This window comes from Clostridia bacterium (assembly GCA_017438525.1).
In the GTDB taxonomy this organism is placed as follows: domain Bacteria; phylum Bacillota; class Clostridia; order Oscillospirales; family RGIG8002; genus RGIG8002.
Window position 1 is genome coordinate 1 of record JAFRVI010000001.1, and the last position, 20,734, is coordinate 20,734.

General features: G+C 59.2%; 17 protein-coding genes. 16 read left to right on the plus strand and 1 reads right to left on the minus strand.

Going from position 1 to position 20,734, the window contains the following annotated elements:
* A partial coding sequence (gene nifJ, locus IJL83_00005; protein MBQ6551995.1) for a pyruvate:ferredoxin (flavodoxin) oxidoreductase occupies positions 1 to 2,905 on the plus strand: 2,905 nt, incomplete at its 5' end.
* A gap of 133 nt (positions 2,906 to 3,038) precedes the next feature.
* On the opposite strand, the gene IJL83_00010 is transcribed toward nifJ, so the two are convergent.
* On the minus strand, positions 3,039 to 4,382 hold the full coding sequence (locus IJL83_00010; GenBank protein MBQ6551996.1) for an SPFH domain-containing protein: 1,344 nt from the start codon (positions 4,380 to 4,382) through the stop codon (positions 3,039 to 3,041).
* A gap of 288 nt (positions 4,383 to 4,670) precedes the next feature.
* On the opposite strand from IJL83_00010, the gene infC reads away from it, so the two are divergent.
* From infC to nadD, 15 genes are all read left to right on the plus strand, one after another.
* Positions 4,671 to 5,285 (plus strand): translation initiation factor IF-3, encoded by a 615-nt coding sequence (infC, locus tag IJL83_00015; protein MBQ6551997.1) that lies wholly within the window; start codon positions 4,671 to 4,673, stop codon positions 5,283 to 5,285.
* A gap of 17 nt (positions 5,286 to 5,302) precedes the next feature.
* Positions 5,303 to 5,500 (plus strand): 50S ribosomal protein L35, encoded by a 198-nt coding sequence (gene rpmI, locus IJL83_00020; GenBank protein ID MBQ6551998.1) that lies wholly within the window; start codon positions 5,303 to 5,305, stop codon positions 5,498 to 5,500.
* Positions 5,501 to 5,542: 42 nt separating this feature from the next.
* The gene (rplT, locus tag IJL83_00025) at positions 5,543 to 5,890 is read left to right on the plus strand and encodes a 50S ribosomal protein L20 (protein MBQ6551999.1); all 348 of its coding nucleotides are present in this window, start codon (positions 5,543 to 5,545) and stop codon (positions 5,888 to 5,890) included.
* Positions 5,891 to 5,955: 65 nt separating this feature from the next.
* Complete coding sequence (locus IJL83_00030) at positions 5,956 to 6,768, plus strand: RNA methyltransferase (GenBank protein MBQ6552000.1); 813 nt, start codon at positions 5,956 to 5,958, stop codon at positions 6,766 to 6,768.
* Positions 6,729 to 7,829, plus strand: a complete 1,101-nt coding sequence (gene dprA / locus IJL83_00035) for a DNA-processing protein DprA (GenBank protein MBQ6552001.1) — start codon at positions 6,729 to 6,731, stop codon at positions 7,827 to 7,829. The genes IJL83_00030 and dprA overlap by 40 nt, the downstream gene beginning before the upstream one ends.
* A gap of 59 nt (positions 7,830 to 7,888) precedes the next feature.
* The gene (topA, locus tag IJL83_00040; protein ID MBQ6552002.1) at positions 7,889 to 10,000 is read left to right on the plus strand and encodes a type I DNA topoisomerase; all 2,112 of its coding nucleotides are present in this window, start codon (positions 7,889 to 7,891) and stop codon (positions 9,998 to 10,000) included.
* Positions 9,997 to 11,301 carry a methylenetetrahydrofolate--tRNA-(uracil(54)-C(5))-methyltransferase (FADH(2)-oxidizing) TrmFO gene (trmFO, locus tag IJL83_00045; protein MBQ6552003.1) on the plus strand — a complete coding sequence of 435 codons (1,305 nt, stop codon included), beginning with the start codon at positions 9,997 to 9,999 and terminating at the stop codon, positions 11,299 to 11,301. The genes topA and trmFO overlap by 4 nt, the downstream gene beginning before the upstream one ends.
* Before the next feature lie 16 nt (positions 11,302 to 11,317).
* Positions 11,318 to 12,316, plus strand: a complete 999-nt coding sequence (gene plsX, locus IJL83_00050) for a phosphate acyltransferase PlsX (GenBank protein MBQ6552004.1) — start codon at positions 11,318 to 11,320, stop codon at positions 12,314 to 12,316.
* Between the two features lie 10 nt (positions 12,317 to 12,326).
* Positions 12,327 to 13,010, plus strand: coding sequence for a ribonuclease III (gene rnc / locus IJL83_00055; protein ID MBQ6552005.1), 684 nt, complete (start codon positions 12,327 to 12,329; stop codon positions 13,008 to 13,010).
* Positions 13,000 to 13,998 (plus strand): radical SAM protein, encoded by a 999-nt coding sequence (locus IJL83_00060; protein ID MBQ6552006.1) that lies wholly within the window; start codon positions 13,000 to 13,002, stop codon positions 13,996 to 13,998. Before rnc ends, IJL83_00060 begins: the two co-directional genes overlap by 11 nt.
* Before the next feature lie 45 nt (positions 13,999 to 14,043).
* Entirely contained in the window at positions 14,044 to 17,631 is a 3,588-nt protein-coding gene (smc, locus tag IJL83_00065) for a chromosome segregation protein SMC (protein MBQ6552007.1), read from the plus strand.
* 3 nt (positions 17,632 to 17,634) lie between these two features.
* Positions 17,635 to 18,546, plus strand: coding sequence for a signal recognition particle-docking protein FtsY (gene ftsY, locus IJL83_00070; GenBank protein MBQ6552008.1), 912 nt, complete (start codon positions 17,635 to 17,637; stop codon positions 18,544 to 18,546).
* The gene (gene rdgB, locus IJL83_00075) at positions 18,543 to 19,142 is read left to right on the plus strand and encodes an RdgB/HAM1 family non-canonical purine NTP pyrophosphatase (GenBank protein ID MBQ6552009.1); all 600 of its coding nucleotides are present in this window, start codon (positions 18,543 to 18,545) and stop codon (positions 19,140 to 19,142) included. The genes ftsY and rdgB overlap by 4 nt, the downstream gene beginning before the upstream one ends.
* Positions 19,135 to 19,422: a YhbY family RNA-binding protein gene (locus IJL83_00080; protein ID MBQ6552010.1), complete on the plus strand. Its 288-nt coding sequence runs from the start codon at positions 19,135 to 19,137 to the stop codon at positions 19,420 to 19,422. Before rdgB ends, IJL83_00080 begins: the two co-directional genes overlap by 8 nt.
* Positions 19,415 to 20,608, plus strand: coding sequence for a nicotinate (nicotinamide) nucleotide adenylyltransferase (nadD, locus tag IJL83_00085; GenBank protein MBQ6552011.1), 1,194 nt, complete (start codon positions 19,415 to 19,417; stop codon positions 20,606 to 20,608). The genes IJL83_00080 and nadD overlap by 8 nt, the downstream gene beginning before the upstream one ends.
* Positions 20,609 to 20,734 lie beyond the last annotated feature (126 nt).

Sequence of the window (20,734 nt, forward strand, 5' to 3'; positions counted from 1 at the left end):
CCCAGTGCTCCGCGGCTCCGCCGAGAACGGCGACATCTTCTTCCAGCACAGAGAGGCGTGCAACAAGTACTATCAGGAGCTCCCCGCCGTCGTCGAGGAGTATATGAACAAGGTCAACGCCAAGATCGGCACCGACTATAAGCTCTTCAACTACTACGGCGCTCCGGATGCGGAGAGAGTCATCGTCGCGATGGGCTCCTTCTGCGACGTCGCCGAAGAAGTCATCGACTATATGCTAGCGCAGGGCGAGAAGGTCGGCCTCGTGAAGGTCCGCCTTTACAGACCCTTCGTCGCGGACAAGTTCTTCGCCGCCATCCCGAAGACCGTCAAGGCGATCGCCGTCATGGACCGCACGAAGGAGCCCGGCTCCCTCGGCGAACCGCTTTACCTCGACGTCGTAGCCGCGCTTAACATGAACGGATACACCGGCAAGGTCGTCGGCGGCCGCTACGGCCTCGGCTCGAAGGATACTCCTCCGTCCAGCGTCTTCGCGGTATACGAGAACCTCAAGGCCGACAAGCCGAAGCACAGCTTCACCGTCGGCATCGTCGACGACGTGACCGGTCTCTCCCTCGAGGAGAAGCCCGCGCCCGACACCGCCGCGCCCGGCACGATCTCCTGCAAGTTCTGGGGCCTCGGCGGCGACGGCACCGTCGGCGCGAACAAGAACTCCATCAAGATCATCGGCGACCATACCGATAAATACATCCAGGCGTACTTCCAGTACGACTCCAAGAAGACCGGCGGCGTCACGATCTCGCACCTGCGTTTCGGCGACAGCCCCATCAAGTCTCCTTATTACATCACGAAGGCGAACTTCGTCGCCTGCCACAACCCGTCCTACATGGTCAAGGGCTACAAGATCGTCAACGACGTCAAGCCCGGCGGAATCTTCCTGCTGAACTGCCAGTGGACTCCCGAAGAGATCGAAACGCACCTGCCCGCCGAGGCGAAGCGCTACATCGCCGAGAACGGCATCCATTTCTACACCGTCAACGCCATCGACAAGGCGAGAGAGATCGGTATGGGCAAGCGCACCAACACGATCCTGCAGTCCGCGTTCTTCGCGCTCGCGAACATCATGCCCATCGACGAGGCGGTCACCTTCATGAAGGAAGCGGCCAAGAAGTCCTATATGAAGAAGGGCGAAGCGGTCGTCGAAATGAACTATAAGGCCATCGATGCCGGCGTCGACGCCATCGTCAAGGTCGACGTTCCCGAGAGCTGGAAGACCATCGAGGTCAAGCCGCAGGAAGTCGCCATCGAAGGCAAGCGCCCCGAGCTGGTCAAGTTCGTCAAGGACATCGTCGTTCCGGTCTCCAAGATGAACGGCGACAGCCTGCCGGTATCCAAGTTCGTGCCTCACGTCGACGGCACCTTCCCGCAGGGAGCCGCCGCTTACGAAAAGCGCGGCGTCGCGGTGGACGTCCCCGAGTGGATCCCCGAGAACTGCCTGCAGTGCAACCAGTGCGCCTACGTCTGCCCGCACGCTACCATCCGTCCCTTCGCGATGAGCAAGGAAGAAGCCGCCGCGGCTCCCGCCTCCACGAAGACCGCGCAGATGAAGGGCAAGGGCTGCGAGGACTATGTCTTCACCATGAGCGTCAGCCCGCTCGACTGCATGGGCTGCGGACTCTGCGTCAACATCTGCCCCGCGAAGGAAAAAGCGCTTAAGATGGTCCCGCAGGAGAGCCAGAAGGAACAGCAGGCGGCGTTCGACTACGCCGTCGCGAACGTGACGAAGAAGGAGACCCCCTTCGCCGACACGACCGTCAAGGGCAGCCAGTTCAACCAGCCGCTGCTTGAGTTCTCCGGCTCCTGCGCCGGCTGCGCCGAAACCTCCTACGCGCGCCTCATCACCCAGCTTTTCGGTGAGAGAATGTATATCTCCAACGCGACCGGCTGCTCCTCCATCTGGGGCGGCTCCGCGCCCGCCACGCCTTACACCGTCAACCGCGACAGCGGCAGGGGACCGGCGTGGGCGAACAGTCTCTTCGAAGACAACGCCGAGCACGGCCTCGGAATGTACCTCGGCCAGAAGACCATCAGACTGCGCCTCATCGGCTACGTCAAGGAGCTCGCCGAGAAGGTCGAAGACGCCGATAAGAAGGCGGTCATCGACCGCTACCTCGAGACCGTCAACGACGGCAAGGCCAACGACGCCGCCGCGAAGGCGCTCGTCGAAATGCTCGAGAAGTGCGACTGCGAGCTCGGCAAGAAGATCCTCGCCGAGAAGGATTACCTCTCCAAGAAGTCCGTATGGATCTTCGGCGGCGACGGCTGGGCTTACGACATCGGCTTCGGCGGCCTCGACCACGTTCTCGCCTCCGGCGAAGACGTGAACGTCATGGTCTTCGATACCGAAGTCTACTCCAACACCGGCGGCCAGGCCTCCAAGGCGAGCCAGATCGGCCAGGTGGCGCAGTTCGCCGCGGCCGGCAAGGCGATCGGCAAGAAGGACCTCGCGCAGATCGCGATGTCCTACGGCTACGTCTACGTCGCGCAGATCGCGATGGGCGCCGACATGAACCAGACCATCAAGGCGCTGCAGGAAGCCGAGGCGTATCCGGGCCCGTCCCTCATCATCGGCTACTCGCCCTGCGAAATGCACGGCGTCAAGGGCGGCATGACCAACAGCCAGTCCGAGATGAAGAAGGCCGTCGAGGCCGGTTACTGGCAGATGTTCCGCTTCAACCCCGCGCTGAAGGCGGAGGGCAAGAACCCCTTCACGCTGGACAGCAAGGAGCCGACCGCGGACTACATCGAGTTCATCAAGAACGAGACCAGATACACCCGCCTCATGCAGGCGTCGCCCGAGAGAGCGGAAGAGCTCTTCAACAAGGCGAAGGAAAACGCCGCGAAGAAGTATCAGCACCTCCTCAAGCTCAAGGAACTCTACGAATAATCATTGCGGAAGCGCAAATGAAACAGCCCGGCGGAAATTTCCGTCGGGCTGTTTTAACTATCATTATATTAAAAAAGGAGCGGTCCCGGTCGGGAACGCTCCTTTTGATATGTTTGCGTTTGCGCGCTGTTTATTACTGCGCGTCTTTGTCGTCGAAGACGTCGCCGCACTCGGGGCAGAACTTCGGCGGATGCTCCGGATCTGAGGGGGTCCAGCCGCACTTGTCGCACTTATAGAGCTTCGCTCCGGCCGGCTTCGGCTTGCCGCACTCGGCGCAGAACTTGCCCTGATTGACGGCGCCGCATTCGCAGGTCCAGCCCTGAACGGGAGCCGGCTTCGGTTTGCCGCAGTTCGAGCAGAACTTCGCGGTGTTCTCCGCGCCGCACTCGCACTTCCACGCGTCCGCGGTCTGCTGCGCCTGCTGCTGAGCCATCTGCTGTTGCTGCTGCTGAACGCCGGCGGCGTAGAAGTTCTGAGCCGCGGCGAATCCGCCGCCGTTTCCGCCGGCGCCGCCCGCCATATTCATGCCGAGGAAGCCGGTGAAGGCGCCGTTCGGGTTGTTCGCGGCGTTCTCCATCGCGGTAGCGGTGGCGTTGGTCATACGTCCGGCCATCATGAAGGCGTTGGAGCCCATAGTCGCGGCGTCTTCCATCTCGTTGATCTTCTTCATATCCTCTTCGGTGAGGGTGATCGGATTCAGCGCGATCTTTTCAACCGTGATGCCGCGGGCGTCGACCCATTCGTTCTGGAGCGCCTGGTTCATCGCGGTCTTCAGCTCGACCGACTTCGCGGGGAGCTGCGCCGGACGCAGTCCGAGGTCGGACATCGAGGCGAGCGCCGGGGTCAGCGCGTCGATGAACTCGGTCTTCAGCTGCTGGTCGATGCGGTCTCGGGTGTAGTCGCTCTCAACGTTGCCGCAGACTCTGGAGTAGAAGATAAGCGGGTTGGTGATCGTGTAGGAATACACGCCGTTGCATCTGACCTGAACGGTCCTTCTCATGTTGATGTCCTTGTTGACGACGTCGAACATAATGGGGTTCGGGGTGCCAAACTTGTTGCCCATGATCTCCTTCGTGTTGAAGAAGTAGATGCGCTGGTCGTGGCCGGTGTCGCCGCCCATCGCGAAACGCTTGCCGATGAGCTTGAAGGTCTCCTTCAGCGAGGTTCCGAACTTGCCGGCGAAGAGACTCGGCTCGGTGGAGGAGTCGTAGATGAATTCGCCGGGCTCGCCGGAGAACTCAACGACCTTGCCCTGATCGACGATGATCATGAACTGACCCTCGTTGACGGCGATCTTCGAGCCGTTGGAAATGATGTTGTCGCTGCCTTTGGTGTTGCTGCTGCGCTTGCCGTTGACGACCTTCTGTCCCTTCGTGACGAGGACGTTCTCCGGCAGTGCCTCGCAGTAGAAAAACTCCTTCCACTGATCGGCGAGAACTCCGCCCAGGGCGCCGAGGCCCGCTTTAATAAGTCCCATTGTAACATCTCCCTTTATGATATTTTGTTTTACCGTAATATGCTTTGGCGGCGCACCGCCTGTATAATGATATACATTTTACCACCTACGGAGTGTTTCGTCAAGTGGTTTTTGTTTTTATGATACTGATGAGAAAAGAAAAATATTTCAAAAAAATGCTTGACAAAACCGAAACGGATGATATAATAGTCGGGTAAAGGGACGGGCAACCGTTCCGGAAAGCAGAACCGCCGGAAGTTCTCGCCGGCCGTGACACGATTCGCGGCGGCCATACGGACCATAGGAACGATGGACCTTGTGCAGACGGCTGTTTTGCGCAAGGTTTGTTTTATACTGGAGGTGTTTGATATCGCAAAGGAGATGCTTTTGAACGAGCAGATAAAAGCGGCTGAACTCCGCGTCGTCGATTCCGACGGAACGCAGCTCGGCATTATGTCGAGCAGGGAGGCCCTGGATATCGCGGTCGGCAAAGGGCTCGATCTCGTTATGATCGCCCCGAACGCGACTCCGCCCGTCTGCCGCATTATGAACTACGGCAAGTACAAGTTCGAGCAGGCCAAAAAGGAAAAGGACCAGCGCAAGAATCAGAAGACCATCGAGCTGAAAGAGATCCGTCTGTCGTACAACATCGACGTGCACGATTTCGACACCAAGCTCAATCAGGCGAAGAAGTTCCTCTCCGCCGGAAACAAGCTCAAGGTCTCGATCCGCTTCCGCGGCCGCGAGATGGCGCATACCGCGCTGGGGCAGGAGCGTATGGAACGCTTCGCCGCGAACCTTTCCGAGCTGGCGTCGGTCGACCGCGCGCCGAAGCTCGAGGGGCGCAACATGATGATGTTCCTTACCCCCAAGCCCGTCAAGCCCGAAAAAGCCAAGAAACCACAGGAGTCAGAACAAAACTAACATAAAGGAGAATTACCATGCCTAAGATCAAGACGCACAGAGGAGCGGCGAAACGCTTTAAGGTTACGAAGAACGGTAAGGTCAAGATGTTCCACGCCTACAAGTCGCACATTCTGAACAAGAAGTCGACCAAGAGGAAGAGAAACCTGAGGAAGCCCACCATAGCTACACCCGCCAACGAGGCGAACCTCAGAAAAATGATGCCTTACAAATAAGAATCAAAGGCGTAACCGCCGAACAATAAAGGAGAGTTTACAATGGCAAGAGTTAAGGGCGCAGTAACCACCAGAAAAAGAAGGAGAAAGATCCTGAAACTCGCGAAGGGTTACAGAGGCGCGAAATCGAAGCTGTTCAAGACAGCTAACCAGGCAGTCACAAAGTCACTCGTTTACGCATATATCGGCAGAAAGCAGAAGAAGCGCAATTTCCGTCAGCTTTGGATCGCGCGTATTTCCGCCGCATGCAGAGCGAACGGCACCAATTATTCCACGTTTATGAACGATCTCAAGAAGGCCGGCGTCGAGCTGAACAGAAAGATGCTTTCCGAGATGGCCATAAGCGATAAAGAAGGCTTTTCCGCGCTGATAGAAAAGGTTTCGAAGTAATTTCGAGGCCTTTTCGGCATTTTTCGGCATAGAAAAGAACGTCGCGAATCAGCGGGGTGAAACGGTTGAAGAAGCTTCTGACCGTGACCGCCCCGGGCAACGAGGCGGTCAAATCCATCGCTAAGCTGTCCTCCTCAAAGAAGGCAAGGGATGAAGCCCGCGCCTTCGTCGCGGAGGGCAGAAAGCTCGTGGAAGAGGCGCTTGCCGGCGGCTGCGAGCTGCTCGAGCTGTTCGTGCTCAAGGACGCGCTCGGCGCGTACGAAGCGCTTTTTCCGTCGGTCAGCGGCACCGTCTACGCGGTGACGCGGCCGATAATGAACAAAATAACAGAAAGCAAAACGCCGCAGGACATTACGGCGGTTTTTGCGTATAAATCTTCGGGTTTGTCCGAGAACGGCCGCAGATACCTCTGCCTCGAGAGAGTACAGGAGCCGGGCAACGTCGGCGCGCTCATCAGAAGCGCTTCCGCCTTCGGCTTTGACGCCATAGTTCTTTCCGCCGACTGTGCGGACGCGTACTCCGTCAAGGCGCTGCGCGGTGCGATGGGCGCTACGTTCAGACTGCCCGTAGTCCAGGTCGCCGACCTGCGCGGTTTCGTGCGCGAAATGCGCGGGGCGGGCTTCAAAGCATACGCCGCAGCGCTGAACGCGCACGCTGTTTCGCTCGAAAGCGTCGGATTCGCGGATAAGCTGCTGCTTCTCATAGGCAACGAAGGCAACGGCCTCGACGCCGAAACAGTCGCGGCGTGCGACGAAACCGTCCGCATTCCGATGGCGCAGGGCACGGAGTCCCTCAACGCCGCCGTCGCGGGAGGCATACTGATGTGGGAGGTGTCCGAATGGAAGCAAAGTGCGCGGTCTGGCTCTCTGAAAGAGTAACTCCCGCCACGCGGACGATGGACGCGCTCCTTAAGGAGTTCGGCGGCTGCGAAGCCGTCTACGCCGCGGGAAAAAACGACTACCTCGCCGCCGGAGTCACGAACGAGAAGACGCTCAAAGCGCTTCTCGATAAAGATCTGAAATCCGCCGGGGATACGCTCGCGCGCTGCGAACGTCTCACCATACGCGTGATTCCGTACGGCTCCGAGGAGTATCCCGAACGCCTGGCGAACATATACGCGCCGCCGGCGCTGCTTTACGCGCAGGGCGAGCCGCTCGACGCGGACTCCCGTCCGCTCATATCAATCGTCGGAACGCGCGACTGCACCGAATACGGCCGCAAAGCCGCCTACGTTATCGCGGGTAAACTCGCCGCGCGCGGCTTCTGCGTCGTCAGCGGTCTCGCGGTAGGCATCGACGCCGCGGCTCTCGCCGGCGCCGTCCGCGCGGACGGAAGCACCGTCGGCGTGCTCGGATGCGGGCTGGCGAAGAACTATCCCGCCGAGAACTTCGGTCTCCGCCGTGCGATGATGAAGCGCGGAACGGTAATCTCCGAATACGCTCCGACGAGCAAGATCAGCAAAGGCAACTTCCCGCTGCGGAATCGCATAATGGCGGGCATCTCCGTCGGAACGCTCGTCGTTGAGGCGCCGGAGAACAGCGGAGCGCTTATAACCGCAAACTACGCGCTCGAATACGGCAGAGACGTTTTCGCCGTTCCGGGCAACATCAATTCCTACGAAAGCGTAGGCAGCAACAGACTGATAAGAGACGGCGCCGTCGCCGTGACAGACGTCGATGACATAGTCAAAGAATACGTCCAGCTTTTCCCGCAGATAGGGAAGAAGGCGGAGAAGAAAGAAACCCCGCGCCGCGCGGACGACGCGGAACTGGGCGAGCGTGAGAAGCTGCTGCTTTCCGCGCTCGCGACCGAACCGGTATCGCTTGAGGATATCCTCGCTAAGACCGGACTGAGCGTACAGGAGGCGCTTTCCGCGCTTTCGATGCTCGAGATAAAAGGAAGATGCAAGTCTCTCCCGATGAAGAAATTTTCGCTTTAACACGTTAATAATCCGGCTCCAAGGAGCTTACCGGAGTGACCCGGAGGAAGGATCAATACATGACAAAACTCGTAATCGTCGAGTCGCCGACCAAGGCGGCGACAATCAAGAAGTATCTCGGCAAGGGCTATATCATAGCCGCGTCCGTCGGCCACGTTCGCGACCTGCCGCAATCCCGCTTCGCCATAGATGTCGACAACGGCTTCGCTCCGGAGTATATTTCCATCAGGGGCAAGGCGCAGGTCATCAACGATCTGAAGAAGCTGGCGAAGAGCGCTGATAAAGTCTACCTTGCTCCCGACCCGGACCGCGAAGGCGAAGCGATCAGCTGGCACCTCGCCACGCTGCTCGGGCTCGATCCCGACAAGGACGTTCGCGTGACCTTCAACGAGATCACCAAGACCGCGATCAAAGAGGGAATGGGCAACGCCCGCAGCATAAACATGGACCTTGTCAACGCCCAGCAGGCGAGACGTGTCCTTGACCGCATCGTCGGCTACAAGATCAGCCCGTTCCTCTGGAAGAAGGTAAAGCCCGGTCTTTCAGCCGGCAGAGTGCAGTCCGTCGTCGTCAAGCTGATTGTCGACCGTGAGCGCGAGATCCGCGCTTTCGAGCCGGAGGAGTACTGGACGATAGACGCCTACCTGCTCACCGCGGGCAAGAAGCCGTTTACCGCCAAGTATTACGGCACCGCCAGCAAGAAGAAGGATCTTACCTGCAAGGCCGACGCCGACGCCGTCCTCGCGGACGTCAAGGGAGCGGACTTTAAGGTCGCTTCCATCAAGCACGTCGATAAGTCCCGCGCTCCGCTGCCGCCGTTTATGACGTCCACACTGCTTCAGGAGGCGGCCAAGCGCCTCAACTTCACCTCACAGCGCACAATGCGTATCGCACAGGAGCTTTATGAAGGCGTAAGCATCGCCGGCCGCGGCACCGTCGGTATGATAACGTATATGAGAACCGACTCGCTCCGCCTTTCCGGCGAGGTCATCTACTCCGCCAGAAACTTCATCGGCGAGCGTTTCGGCTCCGCGTATCTGCCGTCCTCGCCGAAGGTGTATAAGACCAAAAAGAGCGCTCAGGACGCGCACGAAGCGATAAGGCCTACCGATCCCTACCTCGTGCCCGCCGAAATAAAGAGCAGTCTTTCTTCCGATCAGTACCGCCTTTACAAGCTCATTTGGGAGCGCTTCATCGCCTGCCAGATGACAAACGCGCTGCTCGACAGCGTCAGCATAGATATCACCGCCAACCACAGCGTCTTCAAGGTGAACGGCTTCACCGTCAAGTTCCCCGGCTATATGTCCGTGTGGATGGAGGCGAAGGAGGACAAAGAGGACAACAAGAAGCTGCCCGAAATGTCCGAGGGCGAGATCGCTGAGCTTGTGAAGCTCATTCCCGAGCAGAAGTTCACTCAGCCGCCGGCAAGATATTCCGAAAACACACTCATCAAGGAGCTTGAGGATAAGGAGATCGGCAGACCGAGCACATATTCCGCGATTATCAGCACGGTCAGCAAGCGCGATTATATCCGCAAGGACGGCAAGTTCTTCGAGCCGACGCCGCTCGGCGAAGCGGTCACTGAGCTGATGGAGGATAGTTTCTCCGATATAGTCAGTACCGAGTTCACCGCCGGCATGGAGGAAAAACTCGATGAGATCGCCGACGGCGAAAAGGTCTGGAACAACGTAGTAGCGGACTTTTATGACGGATTTAGGAGCGAACTGACCGACGCTGAGAAAAAACTCGGCGACACGCGCGTCAAGGTGCCGGACGAAGTTACAGACGTCATCTGCGACAAGTGCGGCAGAAATATGGTCATCAAGATGGGCAGGAACGGCAAATTCCTTGCCTGCCCCGGCTTCCCGGAATGCCGCAACACCAAGCCGCTTACCGAGGACGCCGAAGGCAGCTGTCCCGAATGCGGAGGCAAGATCGTCGCGCGCAGAAGCAAGAAGGGCGCGAAGTTCTACGGCTGCTCCAACTATCCGGGATGCAAGTTCATGACCTGGGACGATCCCACCAAGGAGACCTGCCCGAAATGCGGCAGCACGCTCTTTGTCAAGCGCAACTTCAGATTCCGCGTCGGCGTGCATTGTCTGAAGGATGGCTGCGGCTACGAAAAGCTCAACAAGGGCGCGAAGTCCGCGGATAAGGAAGATAAAAAGTGAAAGCGACCGTGATAGGAGCCGGCCTCGCCGGTTGTGAGGCGGCGTATTATCTCGCGCGGCGCGGCGTCGAAGTCGAGCTTCGGGAGATGAAACCGGAGCGGTTTTCGCCCGCACACGTGAGCGAAAACTTCGCCGAGCTCGTCTGCTCGAACTCGCTGAAATCCGACGATCCCGCCACCGCCTCCGGAATGCTGAAAACGGAGCTGCGTATGCTCGGCTCGATAGTGCTTTCCTGCGCGGACGTTACCTCCGTTCCCGCGGGGGGAGCGCTGGCGGTCGACCGCGACGCATTTTCCGCCGAGGTCACGAAGCGGATATCCGAATGCGGCAATATAACCGTCGTCCGCAGGGAAGCGCTTGAAATACCGGAGGGTGAAGTGATAATCGCCACCGGCCCGCTTACGAGCGACGCGATGGCGCGAAAGATCGAGGAGCTGACCGGCGGGGAAGGACTGCACTTTTTCGACGCGGCTTCGCCGATAGTGACCGCCGAAAGCGTCGACGCTTCCAAAAGCTTCCGCCTCGCCAGATACGGCAAGGGCGGCGACGATTACATCAACTGCCCGCTCACAAAAGACGAATACGAGGCGTTCTGGCGCGAGCTCGTCGCCGCGGAGACCGCTCCGCTGCACGAATTCGAGAAGGAGTGCAAGGTTTTCGAGAGCTGTATGCCCGTCGAGATAGCCGCGAAGCGCGGGCCGGACACTCTCCGCTTCGGGATACTCAAGCCCGTCGGGCTCGTAGATCCCGCGACCGGACGCCGCCCTTACGCGGTGCTCCAGCTGCGGCAGGATAACGCGGAAGGCACGCTTTACAACCTCGTCGGTTTCCAGACAAACCTTAAATTCGGCGAGCAGAAGCGCGTTTTCTCGATGATACCGGCGCTCGCGAACGCGGAATTCGTCCGCTACGGCGTGATGCACAGAAACACCTACCTCGATTCGCCGCGGCTGCTCGATCGCGACTTTTCGCTGAGAAGCGATCCGCGCATATATTTCGCAGGGCAGATGACCGGCGTCGAGGGCTACATCGAATCCGCGATGAGCGGACTCGTCGCGGGAATTGCGTGCTTCAAGCGGCTGAACGGCGAAACGCTCCCGCCGTTCCCGCGTGAAACGGGTATCGGCGCGCTGACGGCGTATATTTCGTCCGAAAACGCCGATTTCCAGCCGATGAATATCAACTTCGGCATACTTCCGGATACGGAAGAGCACATAAGAGACAAAAAAGAAAAGCGCAGGCGGCTTTCCGAAAGATCGGCCGCGGCGCTGAAACGATATATTTCCGAAAACGACATCTGATAGGGAGGAAAGACGAATGAAGGTAATAATCGACGCGTTCGGAGGAGACAACGCTCCTCTGGAGATAATCAAAGGCGCCGTAATGGGTGCCGAGAAGTTCGATGTCGACGTGATTCTCGTCGGAAAGCAGGATGAAATAAAGCGCGTTATGGAGAAGAACCAGATCTCCGGCAAGCGCGCCGAAATCGCGAACGCGGACGAGGTCTTCCCGATGGACGGCAATCCCGCTCTCGCGGTCAAAGAGGGCATGGAGACGTCGCTCGTCAAGGGGTTGAGCATGCTCGCCGCCGGAGACGGAGACGCATACGTTTCCGCCGGAAACACCGGAGCGATGATGCTCGGCGCTTCCCTCATAGTCAAGCGCGTCAGAGGCATCCGCAGAGCCGCGCTCGCCACACTTGTGCCCTGTGTCGACGGCAACTATCTGCTGCTCGACTGCGGTGCGACCATAGAGGTCAGCCCCGAAGTGCTTACGCAATTCGGCCTTATGGGCAGCATCTATATGGAGAAGGTCGAGGGACGCGAGAACCCCAGAGTCGGCCTTGTCAACATCGGCACCGAGGAGAACAAGGGCACCGACCTGCTCCGCGAGACGTATCAGATGATGAAGGCGTCGGAGTACAACTTCATTGGCAATATCGAGGGAAGAGAGCTCCCGATGGGCGGTTGCGACGTCGCCGTCGCGGACGGCTTCACCGGCAACGTCGTGCTGAAGGTCACCGAAGGAATGGGCTTCATGGCGAAGCACTATCTGAAGGATATGTTCGGCAAGAACTTTATGACCAAGGGCGCGGCTCTGATGATCTCCAAGGGGCTTCGCGCCGTCAACAGCGCGATGGATTACTCTTCTGTCGGCGGAGCGCCGATGATGGGAATGAAAAAGCCCGTTATCAAGGCGCACGGCAGCTCCAAGGCGCTCGCGATCTGCAACGCCGTCAGGCAGGCGGTGCTTTATAAGAAGAACAACGTTATCGGAATAATCGAAGAGAGTATGGACGGAGAAGAGGCAGAATAGCAACGTGAATATCAGCGATAAAACCGATCTGCAAAACAGAATAGGATATAAATTCAAAGACGAGAGTCTGCTCTTCAGAGCGCTCACGCATTCGTCCTACTCGAACGAGCACAAGGGCGCGGAATGCAACGAACGCCTGGAGTTTCTGGGCGATTCCGTGCTGTCGGTGATAACTGCGGAGTTTCTGTATTCCGCGCTGCCGGACAGCCGCGAGGGACTGCTTACCCGCGTTCGCGCCGCGCTCGTCAACGAGAAGGCGCTGGCGGAATACGCCGCGCAGATAAAGCTCGGCGATGAGCTTTTCCTCAACAGCGGCGAGGAGGCGACAGGCGGCAGAACGCGTCCATCAGTGACCTCCGACGCGTTCGAGGCGCTTATCGCGGCGATTTTCATAGACGGCGGTATGGAGGCGGCTAAGGAGTTCGTCCTGCCCTTTATTACCGAGGGGTTCCGCAGGCGCGAGATAAGACGCGAAGACGCGAAGTCCGCATTGCAGGAGTTCGTCCAGCGCAAGAAGGGGAGCCGTATCGAATACGTGCTCGCGGGCGAAGAGGGCCCCGACCACGCCAAGCGCTTCCGGATAGAGCTTTACGTCAACGGCAAGCTCGCGGGGCGCGGCGAGGCGACCAGCAAAAAGGAAGCCGAGCAGAACGCCGCCGCCGAGGCGCTGAGAAACTACTCGAATGAAAACTGAAGCGAGAGCCGCCGTGTTCGTGCCGCATCTCGGCTGCCCGAACGACTGCGTCTTCTGTAACCAGCGCGCGATAGCGGGCGTCACAGTTCCCGCGACGCCGGAGGACGTGCATATCGCCGCCCGTCGCGTCAGAAACGCCGGCGCGGAGAACGCCGAGATCGCCTTTTTCGGCGGAAGCTTCACCGCGATAGAGCGCGGATATATGCGTTCGCTGCTTAATGCGGCGCGGGAAGAACTCGATAAAGGCGGTTTCTCGGGCATACGGCTTTCCACCCGTCCCGACTGTATCGACGAAGAGGTGCTCGGCGAGCTGAAAGCCGCGGGCGTTACGATTATCGAGCTCGGCGCGCAGAGCATGCGCGACGAAGTGCTTTTCAAAAGCGGCAGAGGGCACACCGTGGACGACACGCGCCGCGCCTCCGCGCTGATAAAAGCGAAGGGCATACGCCTCGGTCTGCAGATGATGACAGGTCTGCCGGGCGATGACGACAAAGGCGCGCTTTTCACAGCGAACGAAATTGTGAAACTCGCTCCGGAATGCGTGCGGATATATCCGACCGTAGTGCTGAAAAACACCGCGCTTGCGCGTATGTACGCGTCGGGCGAATACCGTCCGCAGACGGTCGGCGAAGCCGTGGAGCTCTGCGTAAAGCTCGTCCGTGTCTTCGACGAAGCGGGCGTTAAAATAATCCGCCTCGGCCTGCAGCGTACCGAAAGCTGCGAAAGCGACGTCGTCGCGGGCGCGTGGCATCCCGCCTTCGGCGAGCTTGTCTACGGCGAGCTGAAATACGCCGATATGCGCCGCTTTTTCGCGGCGAACCCGCCCGAAAAAGGCGGCGAATACACGGTCTCATGCGGAAGCGGCAGCGTGTCGCTCTTCGTCGGGCAGAACCGCAGGAACTTTGCCCGCCTCGCCGGTGAATTCGGCGTAAAGATAAAAACGGACGTCTCCGGAACGTTTCCGGAGGGCGCGATAAGACGAATATAAACAGATTGAGAAAGGGAGCGCCGCGCAACGCGGCGGAGAAAAAGAATGAAGCTGAAACAACTCGAAATACAGGGCTTCAAATCCTTCCCCGAACGGCTGACGATGGGCTTCGGGAAGGGAATGACCGCGATAGTCGGCCCCAACGGAAGCGGCAAGAGCAACGTCTCCGACGCGATCCGCTGGGTCCTCGGCGAGCAGTCCTCAAAGTCCCTCCGCGGCGTGAAGATGGAAGACGTCATCTTCAACGGCACACGCCGTCCGAACGGCGCGCCGATGCGCAAGGCGCAGGGCTTCGCGGAAGTCACGCTCACGCTGGATAATTCCGGCCGCGAGCTCGCCGTCGACGACGACGAAGTCAACGTCACCCGCCGCTACTACCGTTCCGGCGAGAGCGAATACCTGATAAACAAAAAGCTCGTTCGCCTTAAGGACGTTTACGAGCTGTTCATGGATACCGGACTCGGCAGAGACGGCTATTCGCTGATAGGGCAGGGCAGGATCGCCGAGATCGTCGCCGCCAAGAGCGACGACCGCCGCGAGATATTCGAGGAGGCCGCCGGTATCTCCAAATACCGCTACCGCAAAGAAGACGCCGAGCGCAAGCTCGCGCGCACCGAGGATAACCTCGTCCGTCTGCGCGACATAATCACCGAACTTGAAGGGCGCATAGGGCCCCTCAAGGAGCAGGCGGAAAAAGCGAAAAAGTACAACGCCTTCCGCGATGAGAAAAAGGAGCTTGAAATAGGGCTCTGGCTCGTCTGGATGGACAAGGCGAAGAAGAATACCGCGGATTACGACGGCAAGATAGCCGTCGTCAGAGAGCGTTACGACAGCATAATCAAGTCCGACGAGGATTTCGACAAGCAGATCGACGACGCGTTCAACGATATGAACCGCATCACCGCGGATATGGATACCCTGCGCCGCGAGGCGACGGCGTTTGACGAGAAGGCCGCCGAGCTGCGCGAGCAGGCGGCGCTGCTGAGCTACGACGCTGAAAAGAGCGCCGAAGCGTCCGAAAAGCTGAAATCCGAGATCGCCGCCGCCGAGGAGCGCGCGAAGGAGCTCTTCGCCTCCGTCGACGAGCAGGAAGCCAAGCTGAAAGAAATATACGCCGACCGCGACGGCGTTTCCGCGCAGATAGAAACCGTTTTGGCCGAGCTCGCTTCCGTCGTCAGTGACGACGAGAAGGCGGGCGCCGAGATAAACGAACTCGAGAGCCGCCTTTCCGCGAAGGAGATCGAGCTTACCGACCTTCGCATCGAGCTCAGCGGCTGCGAGCGTTTGCTCGACGAGGCGAAGCCGCGCGAGGAGCAGCTCGCTCAGCGCGAAGCGGAAGCGAAAGAGAAACTCGCCGAAGCCGAGAAGCGTTACGATGCCGCCGCGGAGCAGAAGGAGACCTGCGATAAGAAGCTCCGCGCGAATATCAACTCCTGTATGGGCTTCGATAAGCTGCTCGAGGCGAAGCGCGCCAAGCTTGCGCGCACCGAGGAAGAGCAGAAGCAGGCGCTCGTCAGATGCGATACGCTGAAGCACCGCGCAGATACCCTGCGCGATATGGAAAAGCACATGGAGGGCTTCTCCGGCAGCGTCAAGAGCGTTGCCGACCGCGCGAAAGCGGGCGTCCTCAAGGGCGTTATCGGCACCGTCGCGGAGCTCATAAAGGTCGAGCAGAAGTACGCCGTAGCGGTCGAAACCGCGCTCGGCGCGGGGCTCCAGAACGTCGTCGTCAGTGACGAGGAAGCCGCGAAACGCGCCATCGACGTGCTGAAGCGCGAGGGGCTCGGCAGAGCGACCTTCCTTCCGCTGACCTCCGTCAAGGGCAGAAAGCTCAACGAAGCCGGGGTTGACAAATGCGCCGGATTCATCGGTTATGGCACGGATATCGTCAACTATGACAAGCAATACGAAGGCGTCATTTCCTACCTGCTCGGCGGCACGGTCGTCGCCGCAGATCTCGACAAGGGAACGGAGATCGCCAGGAAATACGGATACAGATTCAGGATAGTCACGCTTGACGGCCAGGTCATCAACGCCGGCGGCAGCTTTACCGGCGGCTCGCAGAGCAAAAACAGCGGCATACTTTCCCGCCGCGGCGAGATCGAGAAGCTGGAAAAAGAACTGCTGACCGCGAAGAAAACCGCCGACGAACTCACCGCCGTTGCCGAGGAGCAGCGCAACGCGCTCGCGACCTCGCAGGCGGAATACGACGCGCTGCGCGCCGAGCAGACCGCTCTGCGTGAAGACATCCTCAAAGCCGAAGGCGAGGTCAACCTCCACGCCTCCGCGCTTGAAGCGGAACGCCAGGTGCTCGACAATATCGCGTCCGAACGCGAGAACGGCGACGCGAACGCCGCGAAGCTGAAGGCGCAGGCCGAAGCCGCGAAGAAGGGCATCGCCGCCGCCGAGAAGGACGGCGAATCCCTCCGCGCCGAGCTCGCTTCGCTCACCGAGGGCAGGAGCGGCATAGACGGCCGCCGCCGCGAGCTGACCGACAAGGTCAACGAGCTGAAGCTCAAGGTCAGCGAAGCGGAGATAACCGCCTCCGCGCAGCAGAGCCGCATAAACGACACGAAAGCGCGTATCGCCGAGCTGCACAACGCGAAAGACAACTACGAGCGCGAGCTCCGCGAGATCGCCGAGCGCACCGCTCAGTCGCAGGGTAAGGCGCAGGACGTCGGCGGCGAGATCGCCGAGCTGCGCAGAAAGGCCGAGGAAAACCGCGCGAAAGCGGACGCGATGCTTTCCGAACGCGAGAGCCGCGAGCAGAGCATCAGCGTGCTTCGCCGCCGCAAAGACAGCGTTTCATCCGAGCGCGACGGCGTCATCCGCGAGCTGACCACGCTCGAGAGCAAGCGCGCGAATATAGACGTTGAATACAAGAACATACTCGACAAGCTCTACGAGGAATACGGCCTTACCCGCAACGAAGCGGAAACCGTCGGCAAGCGCCCCGAAGAGATCGGCAAGGCGCAGCGCCGCCTGAACGAAATAAAGAGCGGCATCAAAGCCCTCGGCGACGTAAACGTCGGCGCGATAGAGGAGTACGCGGAGGTTTCCGAGCGTTACGAATTCCTCGACGAGCAGGTCGGCGACTGCGAAGAGTCAAAGAAACAGCTGCTCGGCATCATCGGCGAATGCACCGAGTCGATGCGCGATATGTTCAACGAGCAGTTCGCCGTCATAAACAAGAACTTCGGCGAGGTGTTTACCGAAATGTTCGGCGGCGGCAACGCTTCTCTGGAGCTGAGCAACGCCGATTCGCCGCTTGATTCCGGCATCGAGATAAAGGCGCAGCCGCCCGGCAAGGTCGTCAAGAACCTTTCGGCGCTGTCCGGAGGCGAGCAGGCGCTCGTCGCGATCTGCATCTACTTCGCGATACTCCGCGCCCATCCGTCGCCCTTCTGCGTGCTCGACGAGATCGACACCGCGCTTGACGAGGCCAACGTCGGCAAGTTCTCCGACTTCCTGACGCAGATGAAGGATATACAGTTCGTCGTCATCACCCACCGCCGCGGCACTATGGAGGTCGCGGACGTCCTCTACGGCGTCACCATGGAGGAGCCCGGCGTCTCGAAGGTCGTTTCGCTGGATATGAGGGAGCTCGAAAAGCAGCTCAAGGAGAAAAAATAAGCAATGGGATTATTCGATAAACTCAAAAAAGGTCTGAAAAAGACTAAGGAATCGCTGCTCTCCGGCATCGGCTCGATGCTCAAGTCGTTCACGAGAATAGACGAAGACCTGATGGAAGAGCTGGAAGAAATACTCATCACGTCCGATCTCGGTATGCCCGCGACGGAGCACATTATGACCGAGCTTCGCGCAAAGATAAAGGCAGAGGGTCTGAAAGACCCCGCCGACGTTACCGGCGCGCTGAAGCAGATAATGACCGAGATGATGGAGGATGAGCATATCGCGCTGAAAACGGATACCAAGCCGTCCGTCATACTTGTCATCGGCGTCAACGGCGTCGGCAAAACGACCTCGATAGGCAAGCTCGCCGCAATGTTCACGGCGCAGGGCAAGAAGGTCGTCGTCGGCGCGGCGGATACCTTCCGCGCGGCCGCGGTATCTCAGCTTGAGATCTGGGCGGAACGCGCAGGCGCCGCCATCGTCAAGCGCGCCGAGGGCTCGGACCCCGCGTCCGTCGTTTTCGACACGCTCACCTACGCGAAGGCCAACGGCTGCGATATCGTTATCTGCGACACCGCCGGCCGCCTTCACAACAAAAAGAACCTCATGGACGAGCTGGAGAAGATGTCGCGCATAATCGAGCGCGAGGCGCCCGGCTGCGACAGGGAAAACCTGCTCGTCATCGACGCGACAACGGGGCAGAACGCGCTTATCCAGGCGCGCGAGTTCTCGAAGGTCACGCACCTTACCGGCATCGTGCTGACCAAGCTGGACGGCAGCGCGAAGGGCGGTATCGTCTGCGCGGTCAAGCTTGAAACGGGCGTGCCCGTCAAGTTCGTCGGAGTCGGCGAGCAGATCGACGATCTGATGCCGTTCGATCCCGAAATGTTCGCGAAAGCGCTGATAGAAGAATGAGAATACTGATAGGAAGCAACAACAAAAAGAAGCTCAAGGAGCTGCAGGCGCTGCTCGGCGAATACGGAGTCGAGCTGGTGACTCCCGCGGCGCTCGGGCTTACGCTCGAGCCGGAGGAAACCGGCGCGACCTTTGAGGAAAACTCACTCATCAAAGCGTCCGCGTTTTCAAAGGAAACCGGACTTCCGTGCATAGCGGACGATTCCGGCCTCGAGGTGAAAGCGCTCGGCGGCAGACCGGGCGTCTACTCCGCGCGCTACGCCGGTGAAGACGCCTCGGACGGCGAAAAGATGGATAAGCTTCTCGGCGAGCTCGAGGGAGTGACCGACCGCGCCGCGCGTTTCGTAAGCGTCGCGACGTACTGCGCTCCAGACGGAACGGTCATACAGGCCCGCGGCGAATGCCCCGGCGAGATACTCCTTGAAAAGCGCGGTACCAACGGCTTCGGCTACGATCCGATATTTTTCTGCACCGAGGCGGGCGAATGCTTCGGCGAGGTCTCGCCCGAGGAAAAAGCGAAATACAGTCACAGAGGCCGTTCGCTCGCGCTTCTGAAAGAGAAACTGATACCCATTCTGGAGGATAACGATGCTTAAAAGCAGTCAGCGCGCAAAGCTGCGCGCGATGGCGAACGGGATCGATCCCGTCGTCATAATAGGAAAAGACGGCCTCGGCGCGAACTTCGTTCAGGCCGTCGACGAAGCGCTCGAAGCACGCGAGCTCATCAAGGTCAAGCTGCTCGAGACCGCGCCCGTGACCGTGCGTGAAGCGGCGGACTTCGCCGCCGAAAGCACCGGCGCGGACGTCGTTCAGGTCATCGGCACGCGCTTTGTCCTTTACAGGAAACGCAAGAAGGAGCCGAAAATAATTGTCTGATAAGCGGGGAAAACTGAATATCGGACTTTACGGCGGCTCTTTCGACCCCGTCCACAAGGGCCACGTCCGCGTCGCGCGCGCTTTTTTGCGGCAGATGAAGCCGGAAAAGCTCATAGTGATGCCGTGCCGCGTACCGCCGCACAAAGAGAAGGCCTCCGGCGCGGGAGACGAAGCGCGATTCCGTATGCTTTGCGCCGCGTTCGCGGAGGATGAAAAAATCGAGGTTTCCGACTTCGAGCTGAAAAAAGACGGCGTCAGCTACACCGTCGAGACCCTGCGCGAACTGAAGAAACAATACCCCGACCGCAACATACTCCTCGCGGTCGGCGCGGATATGTTCCTGACGCTGCGCGAATGGAAGGAAGCCGCCGAGATAATGACTCTCTGCGAGCCATGCGTCTACGACAGGGAACACAGCGCGAAGCGGATACGCGCTTATGCGGAAGGCCTGAAACGCGATTTCGGCGTTGAAACGCGCTTCATAAGAGGAGCAAACGTCGATCTTTCGTCGACGGAGCTGCGCTCCGCGCTTGAACGCGGCGAAAACGTCGGTTCGCGAATTCCGCGGGCAGTTCGCAGCATAATCGACGACACGGGCGTTTACCGTTCGGACGAATACCGGCTCGCGCTTTACCGGCGCGAATCCGAGCGGCTCGTCGAGGAAAAGCGCTTCAACCACATCCTGCGCGTCGAGAAGGCCGCAATCGAGCTCGCCGAGCGTTACGGCGCCGACGTTTATAAGGCGCGCGCCGCGGCGCTGCTTCACGACGTCACGAAGCGCAAACCGCATGAAGAACAAATGGCGATGGCGCGCGAATACGGCATTCCCGGAGCCGACGAGTTCGAGAAAAGCCCGAAGGTCGCCCACGCCTTTACCGCCGCCGCATACGCGGAGCACAGATTCCTCATTTCCGACCCGGACCTGCTCAACGCGATACGCTACCACACGACAGGCAGAGCCGGGATGTGCCTGCTCGAAAAGATAATTTTTCTTGCCGACGGTATCGAGGAAGGGCGTACATTCGATGGCGTTGACGAGATCAGAAACGCCGCGATCGGCGACATAGACAGAGCGATGCTGATCTCGCTGGAAAAAACAAAAGAAAAAATTGACAGAAACGGCGCGTACCTTCATCCGTACACCGCCGATGCGATAGCGTTTTTCAGTAACGCGGTAAAAAACTGATAAAAGAATGCGGCGAACACCGCGAGTTGCGAAAGGATTCTGTATAACTGATGAGCACCAAGAAGAGTAAGGATTATTTTGCCGAAAAGAAAAGAGAGCAAAAAGGCGCGCACCTCAAAACAAAAA